16 protein-coding genes are annotated in these 18846 nt (G+C 71.6%); 10 read left to right on the top strand and 6 right to left on the bottom strand.

The features are described from left to right. The first annotated feature begins 30 nt into the window (after positions 1 to 30). Both E4V99_RS01395 and E4V99_RS01390 read left to right on the top strand, forming a co-directional pair. A complete protein-coding gene (locus E4V99_RS01395; protein ID WP_135064336.1) occupies positions 31 to 819 on the top strand; it encodes an ABC transporter permease in 789 nt (262 codons plus the stop codon). Continuing rightward, on the top strand, positions 819 to 1565 hold the full coding sequence (locus tag E4V99_RS01390) for an ABC transporter ATP-binding protein (RefSeq protein ID WP_135064339.1): 747 nt from the start codon (positions 819 to 821) through the stop codon (positions 1563 to 1565). The genes E4V99_RS01395 and E4V99_RS01390 overlap by 1 nt, the downstream gene beginning before the upstream one ends. Here the strand turns inward: E4V99_RS01390 and E4V99_RS01385 are convergent. From E4V99_RS01385 to E4V99_RS01370, 4 genes are all read right to left on the bottom strand, one after another. Then, positions 1550 to 2527 carry a glycosyltransferase family 2 protein gene (locus tag E4V99_RS01385; protein WP_135064342.1) on the bottom strand — a complete coding sequence of 326 codons (978 nt, stop codon included), beginning with the start codon at positions 2525 to 2527 and terminating at the stop codon, positions 1550 to 1552. The two genes, E4V99_RS01390 and E4V99_RS01385, sit on opposite strands and share 16 nt — an antisense overlap. Beyond that, on the bottom strand, positions 2524 to 4425 hold the full coding sequence (locus E4V99_RS01380; protein WP_240742822.1) for a glycosyltransferase: 1902 nt from the start codon (positions 4423 to 4425) through the stop codon (positions 2524 to 2526). Before E4V99_RS01380 ends, E4V99_RS01385 begins: the two co-directional genes overlap by 4 nt. Before the next feature lie 140 nt (positions 4426 to 4565). Next, complete coding sequence (locus E4V99_RS01375; protein ID WP_135064348.1) at positions 4566 to 5912, bottom strand: O-antigen ligase family protein; 1347 nt, start codon at positions 5910 to 5912, stop codon at positions 4566 to 4568. Next, positions 5909 to 7312: an O-antigen ligase family protein gene (locus E4V99_RS01370; protein WP_135116158.1), complete on the bottom strand. Its 1404-nt coding sequence runs from the start codon at positions 7310 to 7312 to the stop codon at positions 5909 to 5911. Before E4V99_RS01370 ends, E4V99_RS01375 begins: the two co-directional genes overlap by 4 nt. Before the next feature lie 42 nt (positions 7313 to 7354). On the opposite strand from E4V99_RS01370, the gene manA reads away from it, so the two are divergent. The 4 genes from manA (at position 7355) to E4V99_RS01350 (ending at position 13268) form a co-directional block, all read left to right on the top strand. Then, entirely contained in the window at positions 7355 to 8524 is a 1170-nt protein-coding gene (gene manA / locus E4V99_RS01365) for a mannose-6-phosphate isomerase, class I (protein WP_135116156.1), read from the top strand. A gap of 140 nt (positions 8525 to 8664) precedes the next feature. Next, on the top strand, positions 8665 to 8988 hold the full coding sequence (locus tag E4V99_RS01360) for a WhiB family transcriptional regulator (RefSeq protein ID WP_135064357.1): 324 nt from the start codon (positions 8665 to 8667) through the stop codon (positions 8986 to 8988). A gap of 69 nt (positions 8989 to 9057) precedes the next feature. Continuing rightward, positions 9058 to 11877, top strand: a complete 2820-nt coding sequence (locus E4V99_RS01355; RefSeq protein ID WP_135116154.1) for a glycosyltransferase — start codon at positions 9058 to 9060, stop codon at positions 11875 to 11877. After that, positions 11874 to 13268: a DUF5719 family protein gene (locus E4V99_RS01350; RefSeq protein ID WP_135116152.1), complete on the top strand. Its 1395-nt coding sequence runs from the start codon at positions 11874 to 11876 to the stop codon at positions 13266 to 13268. The genes E4V99_RS01355 and E4V99_RS01350 overlap by 4 nt, the downstream gene beginning before the upstream one ends. 4 nt (positions 13269 to 13272) lie before the next feature. Here the strand turns inward: E4V99_RS01350 and E4V99_RS01345 are convergent, their stop codons facing one another. Further along, the gene (locus E4V99_RS01345; RefSeq protein WP_187270391.1) at positions 13273 to 13707 is read right to left on the bottom strand and encodes a metallopeptidase family protein; all 435 of its coding nucleotides are present in this window, start codon (positions 13705 to 13707) and stop codon (positions 13273 to 13275) included. Positions 13708 to 13778: 71 nt separating this feature from the next. On the opposite strand from E4V99_RS01345, the gene E4V99_RS01340 reads away from it, so the two are divergent. Beyond that, positions 13779 to 13985: a DUF3499 family protein gene (locus E4V99_RS01340; RefSeq protein WP_135064365.1), complete on the top strand. Its 207-nt coding sequence runs from the start codon at positions 13779 to 13781 to the stop codon at positions 13983 to 13985. Positions 13986 to 14092: 107 nt separating this feature from the next. On the opposite strand, the gene E4V99_RS01335 is transcribed toward E4V99_RS01340, so the two are convergent. Continuing rightward, positions 14093 to 14914: an RDD family protein gene (locus E4V99_RS01335; RefSeq protein ID WP_135116150.1), complete on the bottom strand. Its 822-nt coding sequence runs from the start codon at positions 14912 to 14914 to the stop codon at positions 14093 to 14095. Between the two features lie 16 nt (positions 14915 to 14930). Here E4V99_RS01335 and E4V99_RS01330 point away from each other — a divergent pair, with 16 nt between their 5' ends. The 3 genes from E4V99_RS01330 to katG all read left to right on the top strand — a co-directional run bounded on the left by E4V99_RS01330 (position 14931) and on the right by katG (position 18831). Next, positions 14931 to 15926, top strand: coding sequence for a stage II sporulation protein M (locus E4V99_RS01330; RefSeq protein WP_135064371.1), 996 nt, complete (start codon positions 14931 to 14933; stop codon positions 15924 to 15926). 185 nt (positions 15927 to 16111) lie between these two features. Next, a complete protein-coding gene (locus E4V99_RS01325) occupies positions 16112 to 16573 on the top strand; it encodes a Fur family transcriptional regulator (protein ID WP_135064374.1) in 462 nt (153 codons plus the stop codon). Further along, entirely contained in the window at positions 16570 to 18831 is a 2262-nt protein-coding gene (gene katG / locus E4V99_RS01320; protein ID WP_135116148.1) for a catalase/peroxidase HPI, read from the top strand. The genes E4V99_RS01325 and katG overlap by 4 nt, the downstream gene beginning before the upstream one ends. Positions 18832 to 18846: the final 15 nt, after the last annotated feature.

The raw sequence follows: 18846 nt of genomic DNA, 5'->3' as shown, positions 1-18846 counted from the left end.
CGCTCGCCGCCGCGCCCTAGGATCGATGCCGTGACCACCGCCGTCGGCGCACCCGGATCCGCCCGGCGCTACCTCCACTCCCTATGGCTTCTGTCGGCGCGCGACCTGCGAGTGCGGTACGCCACCAGCGCCCTGGGCTACCTGTGGTCGGTGCTGGATCCGCTCGTGATGAGCCTGATCTACTGGTTCGTCTTCACTCAGATCTTCCAGCGCACGGTCGGAGAGCAGCCGTACATCCTGTTCCTCATCACCGCGCTGCTTCCCTGGGTGTGGTTCAACTCCGCGGTGACCGACTTCACGAGGGCCTTCAACAAGGACGCCCGACTCGTGCGGTCCACCGCCATTCCGCGGACGATCTGGGTCAACCGGATCGTGCTCAGCAAGGGCATCGAGTTCCTCTTCTCCCTCCCGGTCCTCGTGCTGTTCGCCGTTCTCGGCGGGGCGACGGTGGGATGGGGGCTCCTGTGGTTCCCGCTGGGCGTGCTGCTGATGGCAATACTCCTGGTCGGACTCGGTCTCATCGTGGCGCCACTGTGCGTGCTCTTCGCCGACCTCGAGCGCACCACACGCCTCGTCCTGCGCGCGTTGTTCTATGCGTCGCCCATCATCTACGGCGTCGCCGACCTGCCCAGCGGCTTCTCCTGGCTGGCGGTGTGCAACCCCCTCGCCGGGATCTTCACCCTCTTCCGGGCGGGGTTCTTCCCCGGTCAGTGGGACGGCGCCGCCGTCATCAGCTCCGCGGTGATCTCCGTCGTCCTGCTCGGCGCCGGGCTCCTGCTCTTCCGGCGGCTGGAGCGGCCCCTCCTGAAGGAACTGTGATGAGCACGAACGATCTGGCGATCCAGGCGCGCGACCTCGGCGTGCGCTTCCGCCGGAACAAGCGCGGCAAGCGGACGATCAAGGACCTGTTCGCCGGCTCCACGCGGCGCACGCGCCCGGGGGAGTTCTGGGCCCTCCGCAACGTGACCTTCGATGTGCGACACGGTGAGTCGATCGGTGTCGTCGGACGCAATGGGCAGGGGAAGTCCACCCTGCTGAAGCTCGTGGCAGGCGTTCTCATCCCGGACGAAGGCGGCGTGACCGTCCACGGCGGCGTCGCCCCGCTCATCGAGATCACCGGCGGCTTCGTCGGCGACCTGTCGGTGCGGGAGAACGTGCGGCTGGCCGCGGGGCTGCGTGGCATGTCGCGCGCCGAGGTCAACCGCCGCTTCGACGGGATCATCGACTTCGCCGAGATCCGCGACTTCGTCGACACGCCGTACAAACACCTGTCGAACGGCATGAAGGTGCGTCTGGCGTTCTCCGTCGTGTCGCAGCTGGACGAACCGATCCTGCTGGTCGACGAGGTTCTCGCCGTCGGTGACCGGGCATTCCGCGAGAAGTGCTATCGCCGCATCGACGAACTGCTGGCGGAGGGGCGAACGCTCTTCTTCGTCAGCCACAACGAGAAGGATCTCCGTCGCTTCTGCACGCGAGGGCTCTACCTCGACAAGGGGACCCTCGCGATGGACGCGCCGATCGCCGAGGTGCTCGACCGTTACAACGCCGACTACGCGACCGGCTGAGACGCGGTCAGCGGCGGCATCGGCTTCCACGAGCGATCCCGCGCGATGCGCCCGCCGTCCCGCAGCCCCCGGAAGAGGTGGCTCGTGCCGCGCACGGTCCGCTCGACGGCCAGCAGCCGAATGAGCTCCTTGACGAAGGTGAGGGCGGTGCCGGCCGCGAACGGAACCGGACGGTACACGCCCAGCGCGCGGTAGTACTGCTTGATGAGCGCGCGGTTGCGCATGATGTAGTACCGGTACGCATCGCTCGAGGCGTTCATGTGGCGGATGCCCATGTCCCACTGCTTGATCTCGCGCGTGCGGCGCAGAACGAACTCGTCCACGATGACCGACGTCGTGTGGCGGGAGGCGAGCCACCCGTACAGCTGGTCGTCCCAGTAGATGAAGAACCGCGGGTCGGGGAGGCCGATCTTCGCGACGATGTCGCGGTGGATGAACATGCCCTCGAAGCAGCCGGAGTTCATCTCCTTGTATCCGGATGCATCGAACCCGGCCGGCGCGAAGGGGATCGGGATGCCCATGGACTCGGCGATGCGGTACTGCCAGTAGAACTCACTGCCGTCGTAGTCGTAACGGCGCCCCTGGATGCTGCGGAACCGCGGCGCCCACTTCCCCATACGGGCGAGGCCGTCGGGGATCACCTCGACATCGTCGTCCATGAGCCAGATCCACTCCGAGCCCAGCTCGTAGGCCACGCGCATGCCCTCGCTGAATCCGCCGGAGCCGCCGGTGTTCGTCTCGAGCCTGCGGTAGACGAGCTGAGTGCCGACGCGCTCCCGGAACGACTCGACGACGTCAGCCGTGTCGTCCACGGAGGCGTTGTCGACTATGACCACGTGGCCCGGCTTGGGGTCCATCCGCTCGATACTCTCCAGCAGGCGCGTCAGGAGAGCCGACCGGTTGTACGTGACGACCGCGATGGTCGCCGAGGACGGTGAGAAGGGGGCGGCCGCGTCGCTCACCGGGGATCCTGCAAGTAGGAGCGCCAGCTTTCCAGGGAGACGAGGTCGGGAAGCGCACGGCGGTACTCGGACGCCAGCCGACGCCACTGCCGCTTGAGCTGCCAGTGCAGGACCAGGGTGTCCATCAGCATCCGACGGTACGCCGCGCGGTCGCGCACGTAGACGTTCTTGCCGGACCCGTCCGCCGAACTGACGAGCGCGCTGTCGTAGCGGGGGAGCCGCCACCAGTTGGCGTCGCCTTTTCCGAACTCGACCTCGGGGGTCTCCAGATTCTCCGGTCTGGGCACGTGGAACCAGTGCTTGATGAGCGTGCCGAGGGTGAACCACCGCAGGCGAAGACCGGTGGGGCTGTCGAAGGTGTTGCGCCGCAGACGGCGGAACACCTGCCGCCCATGGCGCGCCTGGAGGATGCTGTCGGTGCCCTTGTGGATGCGGGTTTCGGGGAAGTCAGCCGCCAGGGCGCGAGCTGCCGGCATCGCTGTGGCCAAGGTCGGCCACATATGCTGCGGCCCCGACAGGACGTCCCGCAGCGCACGCATGCGCAGCGCGACGGGGTAGTACTGCATCATCATCAGGTGCTTGAGGTCGATTCTGCGGCTGTGTCGCAGCAACGTGCCACCGCGCGGGGCATTGGAGTGCAAGAGGGCCGCGACCAGGCGGTTGCGCGCATGGAAGTAAGCCTGCCAATCGATCGCATCGTCCTTGCCCAGCCAAGACACATGCCACAGGGCCGCACCGGGGAGAGAGACCGTGGGGAAGCCGGCCTCTCGGGCGCGGAGGCAGAACTCCGCGTCGTCCCACTTGATGAAGGCGGGCATCGCCAGCCCCACGCGGCGGATCACCTCTGTGGGGATGAGGCACATCCACCAGCCGTTGTAATCGGCGTCCATGCGCATGTGCAGCATGGGGGACTGCCGCAGATTGGCCTCCCCGAAGTGGTGGGGCATGCGCTCCTGGAAGAGATTGCGCCACATGAAGGGCCGTTCGTCGACCACTTCAGCCCACGCATGCAGTTTGGGCCGGTCGAGCAGGTCGAACATGTGGCCGCCGACCAGGAGAGGGCGGGACGCGAACCGCCCGAACATGATCGAGCGCCGAAGCGATTCCGGCTCGATGATGACGTCGTCATCGAGGAGCTGGACGAACGCGGTGTCTGGACGCTCCAGCGACTCGCTCATCGCTCGGGAGAAACCCCCCGATCCGCCGAGGTTGGCCTGCCTCAATATCGCCAGCGTGTCGCCCAGCCGCTCAGCGACCTCGCCGTAGCCCGGTTCATCAGACACCAGCTGATCCCCCTGATCCACCACGAAGACGCGGTCGATCAATTCCAGGACGTCGGGGGCATCGGCCAGACTACGCAGGGTCTGGACGCAGTAGTCCGGTTTGTTGTACGTCGTCATGCCGATGGAGGCGAGACCGCGCTCGCGCGGTTCCTGATCCGTGGTCCACTCCGCGCCTCGCACCTCGACGTCGTCGCCGTCGGCCACGACGTCGAACCACATCCAGCCGCCGTCGCTGAACCGCGTCACCTCCAGGTCGAACGAGAGCTCTCCGCCCTCGTCGGCTTCACCAGGCAGATGGGCTGATTCCATCCGCTGCGGCGTCCCCCCACCGTTGGATCGGTACACCAGCACGGTCGCGCCGCCTGAGAGCCGCACGGTCAATCGGACCCGTCGGACCGGCGTCCAGTGCTGCCAGTACGATGCCGGGAAAGCGTTGAAATACGTTCCGAAGGACACGCGCTCCCCCCCGGGGATCCGGAGCGTCGTGCGGTCGAGCACGTTGCCCACGTGGGCGCGATCGCTGACTCGGACCGGGTCCTCGTCGATGATGGACCAGGTCTCCGCGTCGATGTACAGCGGGAGGAGGTCGGGGTCCCGGTCGAGCGGGAGAATCACATTCTGCAAGACTGAGGGCACGTGAGAACTCCGGATGTCGGGCGTGGAACGCGTGCCAGCCTACCTTGTCGTGACTGAGGGCACGCCCGCCTGACCGTCACTTCATCGGGTGCGAGGCGCGCCTCCGCGCGCGAGTGCCCCTACCCGCGCCCGCCGCCCAGGCCCTGAGCGTCGCCTGGAAGCGGCAGGAGCTCCGGGGCACTCGGGTCGTCCATCGCCCCCACGCGCTCGCGCCACGACCGGCTCTGGCCCGCGCGCACGGCGCACAGCACGAGCATGAACCAGCCGAAGCCGCTGAGGGTGAAGCTCTCGAACAGCGAGTCCACCAGCAGCGCGATGAGGACGAGCGGCGTCCAGGCGTGGACGACCGACCGGCGCTCGCTGGCGACCAGCCATGCGCGTACGAGCGCGATCAGCGCCAGCGCCAGGAACAGCAGGAGCCCCACCCATCCGGCCTGCACGAGGACGTCAAGGTAGGCGTTGAGGGCGGAGGCGTGGGATTCGCCGAGGCTCAGGTTGATCGCGATGAAGGGGTAGTCGGTCGCCGTCCACGGCCCGTACCATCCCCACCCCTCCACCGGCCGGAACCGCACGAAGGGGAAGAGGGTCCGCCACAGGTCGGTGCGCAGGGAGAAGTCGGTTCCGGCGCCGAGGACGTCGATGATGCGGTTGCGCAGCAGATAGCCGATGCCGACACCGGCGACCACCAGGGCGCCGATCGTCCACTGCAGGACGCTGCGCCGTTCGGGCCGGGCGCTGCGGACGACGGCCAGCGCGGCGGCGGCCACGCCCACGGCGACGGCGAGGACGAACACGGTGGGGGAGTCGGTGAGCACGGCGGTGACGCCGCCGAGGACCACGGAGAAGACGGCCACTCCGGTGCGCACCGAGAGCGTGCGGTACTCGATGAGGAACGTGATCAGGGCGATGACCGTGGCGAAGCCCAGGAGGTTGCGCGTACCGAAGATGCCCTGGATGGGGCCGAGCTCGGCGATGCGCCCCTGAATGCCGAGGAATCCGAAGGGGATGTCCAGGAGGATCCCGGAGAGGATCTCCAGCCCGAGCGAGATCGACAGCAGCCAGCGCAGGACGTCGCCGAGGGCGCGCACCGTCTGCAGAGTGTCACGGACGAGGGCGACCACGACGGCCAGCAGGGCGGTGGCCGCCAGGGACAGCCATCCCGACACGGTGTGGGCGCGGTCGGTGGTCCATGCGAGGGTCACGAGCGTCCAGATCAGGAACATCAGCACCGTCGTGGGTGCCAGGCGCACGAGGGAGTACTCCGCGCGCCGGGCGATCAGCATCCCCACCCCGAGCACGCACAGGCCCGCGATGATCGTGAGGAACGTCACCTCACCGGCGACGCGCTGGATCGCGAACGCGGAGAAGACCGTCGCGAGCGTCGTGAAGGTGTAGGCGCGCGCGAAGGATGCCGAGGCCAGCAGTGCCGGAAGGCCCGGGAGGGGAAGCGGCACGGCCCCGCTCACGGCACCCGGCTCTGCAGGTCGCCGCGCTCGATCGACAGGCTCTGCTCGGCGGGCCCCACGCCCACCAGCGGGGCCTGGTCGATCTTGAACGACAGCAGAATGAACAGCATCCAGCCCCACACCAGCAGCGGCCCCGATTCGGACACCCCCTGCACCAGCATGAGCGTGGCGAACAGCGTCGGGAGCAGGCTCAGCGGCGAGTAGGGGCGGTCGGCGCGCAGGTCGAACCGGGGGCGGTCGATGGCGAAGAACCACGCCCGCCAGATGAAGGCGAGGTAGGCCAGCGCGAGCAGCACGACGCCGACGATCCCCAGCTGCAGGAACGCGTCCAGCCACATGCTGTGTGCCTGCAGCACGCTCTCGCCGTGGTCGATGATCCACCCGTCGAAGCGCGGATCCTCCGGCAGCCACGGCGTCGCGAAGCCCCATCCGATGACGGGATGCTCCGACGCGCGCTCGAACACCTGCTGCCAGATCTGCTCCCGCCCGGTGAGGTCGGCCGAGCGGCCCAGGATGCCGAAGATCGCGTCCCGCGCGAACCACAGCGCCGACCCGCCCCCCAGGCCCACGACGGCGTAGAGGATGTACCAGCGCGTGCGCTCCCCGGGTCGGCGCGCGGTGCGCATGAGCAGCACGGTGCCCAGGACCACGGCGATGGCGACGACGGAGAGGTAGGCGGTGGCCGAGCCGGCGCGCACGAGCAGGAAGGCCGCCGCGGCCATCCAGGCCAGCAGCAGCCCCCGGCGCGGTGCGCGATCGGCCAGGCGGATGGCGAAGACGACGAGCGCGAGCACCGCGACGCCGGCGAGCAGGTTGGAGTTGCCGAAGATGCCCTGGATGCGCGCGTCCCAGTCGAACAGGTTGTCCCGCGACCAGTAGACGATCGGGTCCATCTTCTCGGTGGGGCGCACCCATCCGGGCAGGATCGGACCCTGGATGACGATCGATACCCACAGCTCGAACAGCAGGCTCAGGCCGAGAACCCACTTCAGCGCCGACGCGATGGTGCGGACGATCTCCGCCCAGGTCAGGACGGCGGCCACGAACAGGCCCTGCGCGGTGGTGGTCGCCAGCAGCAGCCATGTGATCGCCGTCGTGGCGGGCCACGCGCTCCAGATGACGGAGGCGGCCGCCCAGGCGATGTAGCCCAGCGCGAGCCACGGCATCCGCCGCCCCTGCACGGGTGGGCGCACGACGAGCCACAGCACGATGGAGACGAGCCCCGACACGACCGCCAGCGCACCGGCGGCGACATCGCCGAACGCGTGCACCCATGCGGTGCCGCCCAGGGCCAGCAGCACCACGAAGACACACCATCCGCGCAGCAGCAGGTGCGCGGTCTTCTCCCGCGCGGGCGGGGTGGGCGGCGCCGAGACAGGATGCTTCGTGTGAACCGCCATGGCATCTCAGGGTAGCGCCCGGGCGGGTCGTAGGCTGGGCGCGTGCTCACCCGCATCTCGAACTCGCCCCGCGACTACGCATGGGGATCGCGCACGCTGATCGCCGAGCTGGAGGGGCGCGCGCCCTCCGGCGCGCCGGAGGCGGAGGTGTGGTTCGGTGACCACCCCGGATCCCCGGCCCTGGTGGAGGACGGGTCCGGCCGCACGCTGGACACGTGGCTGGCGGAGGAGTCGGCGGCACTGGGTGTGCCCACCCGCCTGCCCTACCTGCTGAAGCTGCTGGCCGCCGGCGCGCCCCTGTCGATCCAGGCGCACCCCTCCAAGGCGCAGGCCGAGGCGGGGTTCGCGCGCGAAGAGGCGGCGGGAGTTCCCCGCGACGCCGCCGAGCGCAACTACCGCGACGACAATCACAAGCCCGAACTGATCGTCGCCGTCAGCGACCGGTTCGAGGCGCTCGCGGGCCTGCGCGAGCTGTCTGCGACCCGCCGGCTGGTCCAGGCACTCGGCGACGGCCCGGGTCCGCGGGCCCTGCGCGCGCACCTGGAGGGCGCGGATGCGGCGGCCGCGCTGCGCGACACCATCGCGTGGCTGCTCGGCCCCGACTCCGACGGCGACGTCGCCGACGTCATCTCCGCGGTGGGCGGCGCGAGGCCGGCGGAGTTCACGGCGGAGCTTGCGCTGGCCCGCTCCCTGGCCGAGGCCTACCCCCGAGACCCGGGCGTGGTGGTGGCGCTGCTGATGAACCTCGTCATCCTGACGCGCGGCGAGGCGCTGTTCGTGCCCGCCGGCGTGCTGCACGCGTACGTGTCGGGGCTCGGCGTGGAGCTCATGGCCGCCAGCGACAATGTGCTGCGCGGCGGGCTCACCCCCAAGCACGTGGACGCCGGCGAGCTCATGGCGGTGCTGGACGCCGCACCCTCCGATCCGCCCCGCCTGCCCTCCCGCGAGGCGGGCCCTGGCGTCCAGATCTTCGACCCCGGCGTACCCGATTTCGCTCTGGCAGCGGTGACGGTGGACACCGGAACCCCCGAACTGGAGCTCAGCGGCATCGCGCTCGCCGTCGCCGTGGCGGGGATCGTCGAAGTCACCGGAGCCAGCGGTGAGCGGGTCACCCTGCAGCCGGGCCAGGCGCTCGTGGCCAGTGCCGTGGAGAGCCCGCTGCGCTTCGCCGGCGCCGGTCGCGCCTTCGTGGCGATGCCCGGCCGGGCATAACAACCCCGACACGCCGTGGGCGTGGTGAAGTTTGAAGTCGGGGGTGAGGGTTTATGCTCTGCGACTTGACCGCAGCGAATCACACCGGTGTAATTAGGGGTACACGCGGCCGGCGTGTGGTGGAGGAAGCGGGAGACGAGATGGCTGGGTCACAGTATCGTTCCGGCGTACCCGACAACTGGTTCGTCGATCCCGTCCATCTGGGCGTGCCCGGGGTGCGCCGCGACGCGGACGTCGAGGACAACCCGCTCTCCTGGCAGTCCGACGCGCTGTGCGCGCAGACCGACCCCGAGGCCTTCTTCCCCGAGAAGGGCGGATCGACCCGCGACGCCAAGCGCATCTGCACCTCGTGCGACGTGCGCGACGCGTGCCTGGAGTATGCGCTGCAGAACGACGAGCGCTTCGGGATCTGGGGCGGCCTGAGCGAGCGCGAGCGTCGCAAGCTCAAGCGCCGCGCGAGCTGAACCCGATCCGCTTCCCCTCGGCGCGTGCGCCGCGGGACGCTTGTGAGATCGCCCTAGGCTGACTCCGTCATGCCCGCTCGAGTCCACGCGATCCTCGTCGTGCGTCCGGAAGGGCGCACGCCCGCTGCCGCACACCTGCGGGCCACGCTCGCGGCGCTGGCGGCGCAGACCCGGCCCGTCGACGCCCTGACCATCGTGCTGTGCGGCGGCGATGCCGAGCTCCGCGAGATCGCCGCCCGCTCGGGCGCGGAAGGGGTCATCACCGCCGCGCACGGCACCGGATTCGCCGCGGCGACAGCGATGGCCACCCCCCGCCTCATCGGAGAGGCCGTGTGGCTCCTGGCCCAGGACACCGCGCCCGACCCCGAGGCGCTCACGCGCCTGGCCGGCGCCCTGGAACTGGCGGCGTCCGTCTCCTTCGCCGCTCCCAAGCTCGTCCGCTGGGACGACCGCTCGGAGATCGTCTCGCTCGGGGTGAGCATGTCGCCGACGGGGCGGGCGATCGAGCTTGCGGCGGGCGAACTCGACCAGGGGCAGCACGACGCCGCGCAGGATGTGCTGGGCACAGACGTCCGCGGCGTGCTCGTCCGGCGCGAGGCGTGGCGGCAGCTGGGCGGACTCGATCCCGCGCTCGCGGGAGCGGACGAAGGGCTCGATCTCGGTGTGCGCGCACGGCTGGCGGGGGAGCGGGTCACCCTCGTGCCCTCCGCCGTGGTAGCGGTGGCCGGCGACGGCGTGGCGGGGCTGCCCGCCGAGCACCGCTCCACCCGCCGGGAGTTCGCCATCCGCACGGCGGAGCTGCACCGCCGTCTTGTCTACGCGCCCGCCGTCGCGGTGCCGCTGCACTGGCTCTCCCTGCTGCCACTGGCGGTGTGGCGCACGATCGCGCTCCTGGTGGCCAAGCAGCCCGGCCGGGTCGGACCGGATTGGTGGGCCACCCTCGTGGTGCTCGTGCGGTGGGGTGCCGTCGCGCGGGCGCGGCGGCAGATCCGCACCACCCGCCGCGCCGGCTGGTCGCGCCTCGCACCCCTGCGCGTCAGCCACGCTCAGCTGCGCCTGCGGTGGGATGGGGACGGCGCCGATCCCTCCGCCCCCGTGCGCAGCGAACTGCGGTTCTTCACCGGCGGCGGCGCCTGGACCGTGCTGGCAGCCGCGGCGGTGTCGGTGGCGGTCTTCCCCGCGCTCCTGGCCTGGCCGGTGCTGGGCGGTGGCGCCCTGCTTCCGCTGCGTTCGCGCGTGGCTCAGCTGTGGGCCGACGCCGCGTACGGTCAGCGTGCGCTCGGCCTGGCCGACATCGCCCCCGCCGACCCGTTCGCCGCCGTGGTGGCCGTGGTGGGCACGCTCTCGCCCGCCGACCCTTCGCGAGCCCTGGTGATCCTGTGGCTGCTGGCCCTGCCGCTCGCGGTGCTGGGCGCGTGGTTCGCGGCGACCCGGGTCACCGAGCGCTCCCTCTTGCGCATCATCGCGGCGGTGACGTGGGCGCTGGCCCCGCCCTTCCTCACGGCCCTCATCGAGGGACGCCCGACCGCCGTGCTCGTGCATCTCCTGCTGCCGTGGCTGCTGTACACCGGCAGCGTCGCGCACCGGTCGTGGGCGAGCGCCGGCGGCGCGTCGGTCCTGCTGGTGGCGGTGCTGGCGTGCGCGCCGTCACTGGCTCCGGCGGTGCTGGTGGCGTGGCTGGGCATCCTGATCGCCGTCGTCGCCGCCCGCCGGGGCCGCGGCGTCGCCAAGATCGTGTGGCTCCTGGTGCCGACGGCGGTGTTCTTCGCCCCGCTGGCGTGGGCGCATGCCCGGGCGGGGAACCTCCTGGCGATCCTCGCCGATCCCGGACCGCCCACCGGCGGCGCCGTCGCCGCCGACGCGGGCGGGCGGCTGCTGCTGGCTGCCGGGTTCCCCACGCCCGACCCCGCCGGATGGAGCGCGTTCCTCGAAGGGGCGCCGGTGTGGTGGGTGCCGCTGCTGATCGCGCCGCTGGCCCTGCTCGCCCTGGCGTCGCTGGTCACCCCGCGCTGGCCCGCCGCCGCGGCGATGATGGCACTGGCGCTGCTCGGGCTGGCCACCGCGTTCGGCGCCGTGGGGATCGCCGTCTCCTTCGCCGGGACATCGACGGTGCCGCTGTGGCCCGGCGCCGGTCTGAGTCTCGCGTGGGCCGGCGCGCTGGGCGCCGCGATGGTGACCCTGGACACCGGTCTGGTGCCGCGCGTGCGGATGCTGCGGCCCGCCGTCGCGCTGATCCTCGCCGGCGGCGTCGCGGTGGCGGCACTGCCCGCCCTGACGGCGTCGGCGCGGGATGCCGCGGCTCTGACCAACGGCCCCGCCTCCACCCTCCCCGCCTACGTCGCCGCCGAGGGCCGCGGTGACGCCCGCACCGGCACGATCGTGATCGACCCGCGGGGGAGCGGGATGGTCGTGCAGGTCGTGTGGGGCGGCAGTGAGACACTCGGCGGGCAGAGCACGCTGCAGGCCACCCGCACGGCACCCACCGAGGCCGACCGGGAGCTGGCCGCCCTCGCCGCCGACCTCGTGACCTCCACCGGGCCGGACGCGGTCGCAGCGCTCGCCGAGCGCGGCATCGGCTTCGTCATGCTCGCCGCCCCCACCGACGACGTCGAGGCCGTCCGCGCGCTGCGGCTGGCCGCATCCACCGCCCTGGATCAGCGCGACGGACTGGATGCGGCCTCGCGCGGTGTCCTGTGGCGCGTGACCGGCGACGTCGAACCCCGGCCCGACGCGAGCGCCGCCGTGCAGGACACCGCGCGGGTGCTGGCGCTGCTGCAGATCGCCGTCGTCGTCATCGGCCTGCTCCTGGCCGTGCCCACCGCCGCCAGCCGGCGCATCGCGCGGCGCACCCCGCGCATCGTCGGCCCCGCACCCAGGGAGGCCCGATGACCGAGCGTCGCCGATTCGGCTGGGCACTGACCAGCGCGCGGGTGATCGCCGGCGCCGCCGCCGCGGTGGCCGTGGTCGTCGCGGTCGTGCTGGCCATCGCCTTCCCCTGGCCCACGGTGTCCACCGAGCCCGTGCGCGTGGAGGCGACGCCGGCGCCGTCGGACACCGTGCTGGCGTGTGACGGGCCGCTGCTGGTGCTCGGCCGCGTCGTCGAGCAGGCCGGTCAGCTGGAGCTGGCCGCCGCGCAGTCCGTCGTTGCGGGGCCCGACACCGCCGATGCCACCGAGCGGGCCCTCACGGGGCCCGTGCCGGATGCGGGGCCGCTGAGCTTCACGGCGACCCCGGACGGGTCCGCGCCCGCCCCCTTCGCGGCGGCCGGGTCGGCGTCGGTGGATGCGGCGGATCTGCGCGGGTTCGCCGCATCCGCGTGCCGGCCGCCCCTCCTGGAGTCCTGGATCGTGGGAGGTGCCACCACGACCGGCTCCAACGACCTCGTGATCCTCACCAACCCCGGTGTCGTCGCCGCGACGGTGCAGGTGACGGTGTACGGCGCGGCGGGAGCCCAGAGCGCGCCCGGCGGCGTGGATCGCGTCGTGCCGGCGCGGAGCCAGATCGTCGTGCCCCTCGCGGGGCTCCTGCGCGACGAGGCCAGCCCCGTCGTGCACGTGACGGCGGCTGGGGCGCCGGTGAGCGTGGCCCTGCAGTCCAGCCTCACCCGCACGCTCCTGCCCGGTGGCGTCGACCAGGTGAGCCCGCTGGCGGCGGCCGCCGACCGGCAGGTCATCCCCGGAGTCGTCGTGTCCGCCCCCGCCGCCGACGAGGGCGCGGAGGCGCGAACCCTCGTGCGGCTGCTGGCCCCCGCCGGTGACGGCGAAGCGCGCGTGTCGGTGCGGGACGACACCGGACGCGCCGTGGGTGAGACGGCGACCGTCCCGCTGGCGGCCGGGACCCCCATCGAGCTGGAACTGCCGGGACTTGCCGCCGGCACCTACTCCGTCGGAGTCGAGGCCGACTCCCCGGTCGTGGCCGGGGCATGGAGCACGACCGGGTTCGGGGAAGGATCCGACTACGCGTGGTTCGCCGCGGCGCCCGAGGTCGACCTGCCCACGGTGGTCGCAGTGCCGCGCGGGGCGGCCCCGACGATGTCGTTCGTCAACGACCGCGCCGCCGACGCCACGGTCGTCCTGACCTCGCCCGACGGCTCCACGCAGGACGTCGAGGTGCCGGCCACCGGCGCCGTGGAGGTCGAACTGAGCGAGTCCGGCGTGTATGCGCTGGATCCATCCGCGCCGGTGCGTGCCGGCGTGTCCTTCGCCGGGGCCGGCGCGCTCGCCGGATACCCCGTGTGGGGGGCGGATGCGGCGGCCCCGCCGATCGTCGTCTTCCCGTAGTCGCTCAGAAGTACCGGAAGCGCTCGGGGCCGAGGTCCCACGGGTCGCGGTCGAGGTATTCGGCCGCGGCGCGGAAGACCGCGCTCTCGATCATCATGCGCCGGTGCAGGTCGTCGTTGCGGTGCAGGTGGCTGAGCCGCTCGATCGGTACGCGGTACAGGATGATGCGCTTCTGCTCGCGCAGCACGTGCCAGCGCGGGATGCCCTGATCGTCGGGGGAGGGGGGCAGGACGCCGATCTCGAACGAGACGTCCCGCAGCTCCTCCCACGCCGAGCGCAGAAACTCCGCGGCGGTGCCCACGGCCAGGTCGAACCGCTCCGCGCGGGTGTCCAGCGGGGGCAGCGGGGGTCGGACGACCGGGCTGCGGTTCTCGCGGCCGTGACGGCCGTGGCGCGGGGGTCTCGCGCGGAGACGCTCGCGTGTGCGTCGGCGGACCATGGCCCCATCCTACGACGCGGGCGGCGAGGCGCTGCGGCGATGACGGAGCCCGCGGTTAGGCTGGCGGCGATATGCGCGACAGACTCTGCTCCAAGGTGGCCTGCTCCCGTGAGGCCGTGGCGACACTGACGTACGACTACGGCGATCAGATGGCGGTCGTCGGGCCGCTGGGGCGCGTGGACGACCCGCACGCGCACGACTTGTGCGCCATCCACACCGACCGGCTCTCCGTGCCGCGCGGCTGGGTGGTCGTGCGTCACGAGACCCTGCGCGTCTGACCCACGCCATAGCGCCCGAGATCAGGCGATCTGCCGAGATCAGGCGCGATCGGGCGCATCCGGACCTGATTTCGGCGATCCTCCTGATTCGGGGCGGATGCGGCGGGTCAGGAGGCCGGGGGAAGCAGCGCGGCCACGCGCTCGTCCTGCAGGCGCAGGGCGCGCAGCTCGCGGTCGCGCCGCACGGCGGCGACGCCGTGGAGGAACAGGTCGGCATCCACGGGCGGCAGCGGCGCGACGAAGGGACGCGCCTGCACCGCGAGGGTCTCGGCGAGGCGCAGGCGCGCGGCGGAGTCCAGCTCGGGCGCCGACCGCACGAACTGCGCGATGCGGGCGGCGAGGCGGTCGGGAAGCCGCGCGACATCGGCGACGGCGGCCCAGCCGGCGAGGACCGGCGGCACTCCCGGCGCGGGATCCGGCAGCGGACGCGTGCGGGTGCGCTCGCTGTAGGTGCCGGCCAGGAGGTCGCCCAGCCGCTGCGCGCGCGGGGTGAAGATCGCCACGAGTGCGGCGAGCGAACCCAGCGTGAACCACAGCTCCAGCACGCCGACGAGGGCGCGGAGGAAGGCGTGGCGGAACCCGATCGCCCCGCCGTCGGCGCGCACGATCCGGGCGCCCACGGCGAGCTTGCCGAGGCTCCGCCCCCGCGTGAGGGTCTCCACGGTCGTGGGCACGACGACGGTGACCAGTACGAGCACCGTGATCGCCAGCGGGCGGATCATCGCCTCGCTGAGCACTCCTGCCGCCGCCAGCCAGGTCACCACCGCCGCCAGCAGCAGGAGCACGGCCACACCGGCGAGGAAGTCCAGCAGCGCACCGAGGGCACGGAGGAAGAACCCCGCCGACTGCACGTCCAGGGGGACGGCTTCACCGGTGACGGTCTCGTCCTGCGCGATGCGCACGAGGTCGGGGGAGGGGCCTTGCGCCATGGGTACAGTAAAGCAAATGGATCTCGACGCCCTGACCGCCGCACGGCGGGAGGAGTGGGCGAGGCTGGACGCGCTGAGCCGCGCGCGCCGCCTGTCCGGCGCCGAGGTCGACGAGCTCGTCACGCGCTATCGCGCGGCGTCGGCCGACCTCGCCGACATCAAGACCTCCGCCGGGCGCACGCCGCAGGGCGACTACGTCTCCACGCTCCTGGCCCGCACGCGGCTGCGGCTGACCGGCGTGCGCGAGCACTCCGGAGCGCTCGTGCCGCGCTTCTTCCTGCGTCAGCTGCCGGCGGCGCTGTACCGCGTGCGCTGGATGCTGCTGGCCGTGGCCGTCGGGTTCCTCGCGGTGACGGCGCTCGTGGCGACGTGGATCGCCGGCGATCCGACCGCCGTCGCGGCCCTCGGCGACAGTGCCGACCTCGAGTACTACGCCGAGGAGGAGTTCACCTCGTACTACAGCGAGAACCCCGCCGCGGTGTTCGCCGGGACGGTGTGGACCAACAACGCGTGGATCGCGGCGCAGTGCGTGGCGTTCGGGATCACCGGCATCTGGCCGCTCATGGTCCTCGTGCAGAACGCGGTCGGGGTCGGCACGGCGGCGGCGGTGATGTTCGCCTTCGACCGCGGCGACATCTTCTTCTCCTTCATCCTCCCGCACGGCCTCCTGGAGATCACGGCCGTGCTCGTGGCCGGGGCGGCCGGACTGCAGATCTTCTGGGCGTGGGTGGCGCCCGGCCCCCGCTCGCGCGGCGAGGCGCTGGCCTCGGCCGGCCGGTCGCTGGGCACGATCGCGATCGGGCTCGTGTTCGTCCTCGCCCTCTCCGGCGTGATCGAGGGGTTCGTGACGCCGGCGCCCTGGCCGGTCGCGGTGAAGATCACGATCGGCGCGCTCGCGCTCGCGGCGTTCCTGGCGTACATGCTGGTCGTCGGCGGGCGCGCCGTGCGGGCCGGAGAGGACGGCGACCTCACCGAGTACGAGGCCGGCACGCCTCGCCTGATCGCCGGCTGACGGTCCGCGCCCGCGCGCCGGCGTGCCACGCGCGTCGGAGAATCGCATCCAGGTCGGAGGATGCCGGCCGCATGCTCCGACGACGGTGGGATGCTCCGACCGTGCTTCGCGCGCGCGGATACGAGTGGCTCGCCCGAGTGACCGGCCGTTTTTTGAATAGCTCAAAACACGGCTAGGCTCGAAGCATGCTCGACGGCTCCGACACGACTCCCGAGGCGCTGCTGCGCACCGCGGGACTCCGCGTGACCTCGACCCGAACCGCCGTCTTCGACGCGCTCTCCGGCAAGCCCCACGCATCCGCCGAGGAGGTGTTCGACCGCATCCGCGTGACCCTTCCGGGCACGAGCATGCAGTCGGTCTACAACGCCCTCGGCGACTTCGTGGAGGCCGGGGTGGCGCGGCGGATCGAACCGGCCGGTCGCCCCGGCATGTTCGAACTGCGCGTCGGCGACAACCACCACCACATGGTGTGCACGGAGTGCGGCCGCATCGAGGACGTCGATTGCGTCGTCGGTGCCGCGCCGTGCCTGCACGTGCCGGAGGGGAGCGGATTCGACATCCGCTCCGCCGAGGTCACGTTCTGGGGAACATGCCCGGCCTGTCGAGCAGAAGCTGAAAACCCGAACCCTCTGAGAGGACCCGAATGAGCGACACCGCCGCCCCCGGCTGCCCCGTGTTCCACGATGGCGCTGCCCCGGACGACAACCGCCTGCCCGTGGGCGAGGCGCCTGCCGACAGCGAGCCCGCCGGCGCACTGCCCCACCCCACGCAGGGTTCGCCGAACCGCGTGTGGTGGCCGAACGGAATCAACCTGAAGATCCTCGCCAAGAACTCCGCGCAGCGCGATCCGCTCGATGAGGGATTCGACTACAAGGCGGCCTTCGAGGGCCTCGACCTCGCGAGCCTCAAGCAGGACATCAAGGACGCCCTCACCACGTCGCAGGACTGGTGGCCCGCCGACTTCGGTCACTACGGCCCGCTCATCATCCGTATGGCCTGGCATAGCGCCGGCACCTACCGCGCGACCGACGGTCGCGGCGGCGGTGGCGCAGGGATGCAGCGCTTCGCACCCCTGAACAGCTGGCCCGACAACGTCAACCTCGACAAGGCCCGTCGCCTGCTGTGGCCGATCAAGAAGAAGTACGGCCAGTCGATCTCGTGGGCCGACCTCATGATCCTCGCCGGCAACGTCGCGCTGGAGTCCATGGGCTTCTCCACGTTCGGCTTCGCCGGCGGCCGCGCCGACGTGTGGGAGTCGGATGACGACGTGTACTGGGGCCCCGAGACCACGTGGCTCGGCGACGAGCGCTACACCGGCAACCGGGAGCTGGAGAAGCCCCTCGCCGCCGTGCAGATGGGCCTCATCTACGTCAACCCCGAGGGCCCCAACGGCAACCCCGACCCGCTGCTGTCGGCACGCGACATCCGTGAGACCTTCGGTCGCATGGGCATGAACGACGAGGAGACCGTCGCCCTCATCGCCGGCGGCCACACGTTCGGCAAGACCCACGGCGCGGCCCCCGACTCGCACGTCGGCCCCAACCCCGAGGCCGCCGACATCGAGGAGCAGGGCCTGGGGTGGAAGAACGAGTACGGCACCGGCAAGGGTGACGACACCATCACCAGCGGGCTCGAGGTCACGTGGACGTACCACCCCACGCGCTGGGACAACGAGTTCTTCCACATCCTGTACGCGTACGACTGGGAGCTGTTCCAGAGCCCGGCCGGCGCGCACCAGTGGCGTCCGAAGAACGGCATGGGAGCCGACATGGTCCCCCTCGCCCACTCCGAGGGCAAGCGCGAGCCGCGCATGCTCACGAGCGACCTGGCGCTGCGGATGGACCCGGAGTACGACAAGATCTCCCGTCGCTTCAAGGACGACCCGGTCGCCTTCGGCGACGCGTTCGCCCGCGCCTGGTTCAAGCTCACCCACCGCGACATGGGCCCCAAGGCCCGCTACCTCGGACCCGAGGTGCCGCAGGAGGAGCTCATCTGGCAGGACCCGCTGCCCGCGGCCGTGCACCCGCTCATCGACCAGGCCGACGCGGCCGCGCTCAAGCAGCAGATCCTCGACAGCGGCCTGAGCGTGCAGGAGCTCGTCACCACGACGTGGGCCGCGGCATCCACCTTCCGCGGCAGCGACAAGCGCGGCGGCGTCAACGGCGCCCGCATCCGCCTCGCCCCGCAGAAGGACTGGGAGGTCAACAACCCGACCCAGCTGCAGAAGGTGCTTGGCGTGCTCGAGCGCATTCAGGCGGAGTTCGACGCACAGCAGGCCGGTGCGAAGACCGTGTCGCTGGCCGACCTCATCGTGCTGGCGGGCAACGCCGGCGTCGAGCAGGCGGCCCTCGCCGGCGGCGTGGAGGTCGAGGTGCCCTTCACCCCCGGGCGCACCGACGCCACGCAGGAGCAGACCGACGAGGCATCCTTCGCGTACCTCGAGCCGGTTGCGGACGGATTCCGCAACTACATCTCCCGGGACGCGAAGCTGCCGGCGGAGTACCTGCTGGTCGACAAGGCCAACCTCCTCACGCTCACCGCGCCGGAGATGACGGTGCTGGTCGGCGGGATGCGCGCGATCGGGGCGAACTGGGACGGCTCGCCGTTCGGCGTGTTCACCTCGACCCCGGGCGCGCTCACGAACGATGTGTTCGCGAACCTGCTCGACCTCGGCACGACGTGGAAGCCGCTGGACACGGGCAAGCATGCCTTCGAGGGCACGAAGGACGGCTCCGGCGAGCGCGTCGGCGTGGGATCGCGCGTCGACCTGGTCTTCGCCTCCAACTCGGAGCTGCGCGCCCTCGCCGAGGTGTACGCGAGCGACGACGCGAAGGAGAAGTTCGTCCGCGACTTCGTCGCCGCGTGGCGCAAGGTCACCGAGCTCGACCGCTTCGACCTCGTCTGAGATCGCGGCAGGAAG

This window comes from Microbacterium sp. dk485 (genome assembly GCF_004570445.1).
Classification (GTDB): domain Bacteria; phylum Actinomycetota; class Actinomycetes; order Actinomycetales; family Microbacteriaceae; genus Microbacterium; species Microbacterium wangchenii.
The sequence above is the reverse complement of the archived record's forward strand: the minus strand, read 5'-3'. Positions and strand labels throughout refer to the sequence as shown.

Bases quoted from the DNA above. Each gene is read 5' to 3' on its own strand.
- E4V99_RS01390 (WP_135064339.1), top strand. From the start codon at position 819: ATGAGCACGAACGATCTGGCGATCCAGGCGCGCGACCTCGGCGTGCGC.
- E4V99_RS01370 (WP_135116158.1), bottom strand. From the start codon at position 7,312: ATGGCGGTTCACACGAAGCATCCTGTCTCGGCGCCGCCCACCCCGCCC.
- E4V99_RS01360 (WP_135064357.1), top strand. From the start codon at position 8,665: ATGGCTGGGTCACAGTATCGTTCCGGCGTACCCGACAACTGGTTCGTC.
- E4V99_RS01355 (WP_135116154.1), top strand. From the start codon at position 9,058: ATGCCCGCTCGAGTCCACGCGATCCTCGTCGTGCGTCCGGAAGGGCGC.
- E4V99_RS01350 (WP_135116152.1), top strand. From the start codon at position 11,874: ATGACCGAGCGTCGCCGATTCGGCTGGGCACTGACCAGCGCGCGGGTG.
- E4V99_RS01345 (WP_187270391.1), bottom strand. From the start codon at position 13,707: ATGGTCCGCCGACGCACACGCGAGCGTCTCCGCGCGAGACCCCCGCGC.
- E4V99_RS01340 (WP_135064365.1), top strand. From the start codon at position 13,779: ATGCGCGACAGACTCTGCTCCAAGGTGGCCTGCTCCCGTGAGGCCGTG.
- E4V99_RS01335 (WP_135116150.1), bottom strand. From the start codon at position 14,914: ATGGCGCAAGGCCCCTCCCCCGACCTCGTGCGCATCGCGCAGGACGAG.
- E4V99_RS01330 (WP_135064371.1), top strand. From the start codon at position 14,931: ATGGATCTCGACGCCCTGACCGCCGCACGGCGGGAGGAGTGGGCGAGG.
- E4V99_RS01325 (WP_135064374.1), top strand. From the start codon at position 16,112: ATGCTCGACGGCTCCGACACGACTCCCGAGGCGCTGCTGCGCACCGCG.
- katG (WP_135116148.1), top strand. From the start codon at position 16,570: ATGAGCGACACCGCCGCCCCCGGCTGCCCCGTGTTCCACGATGGCGCT.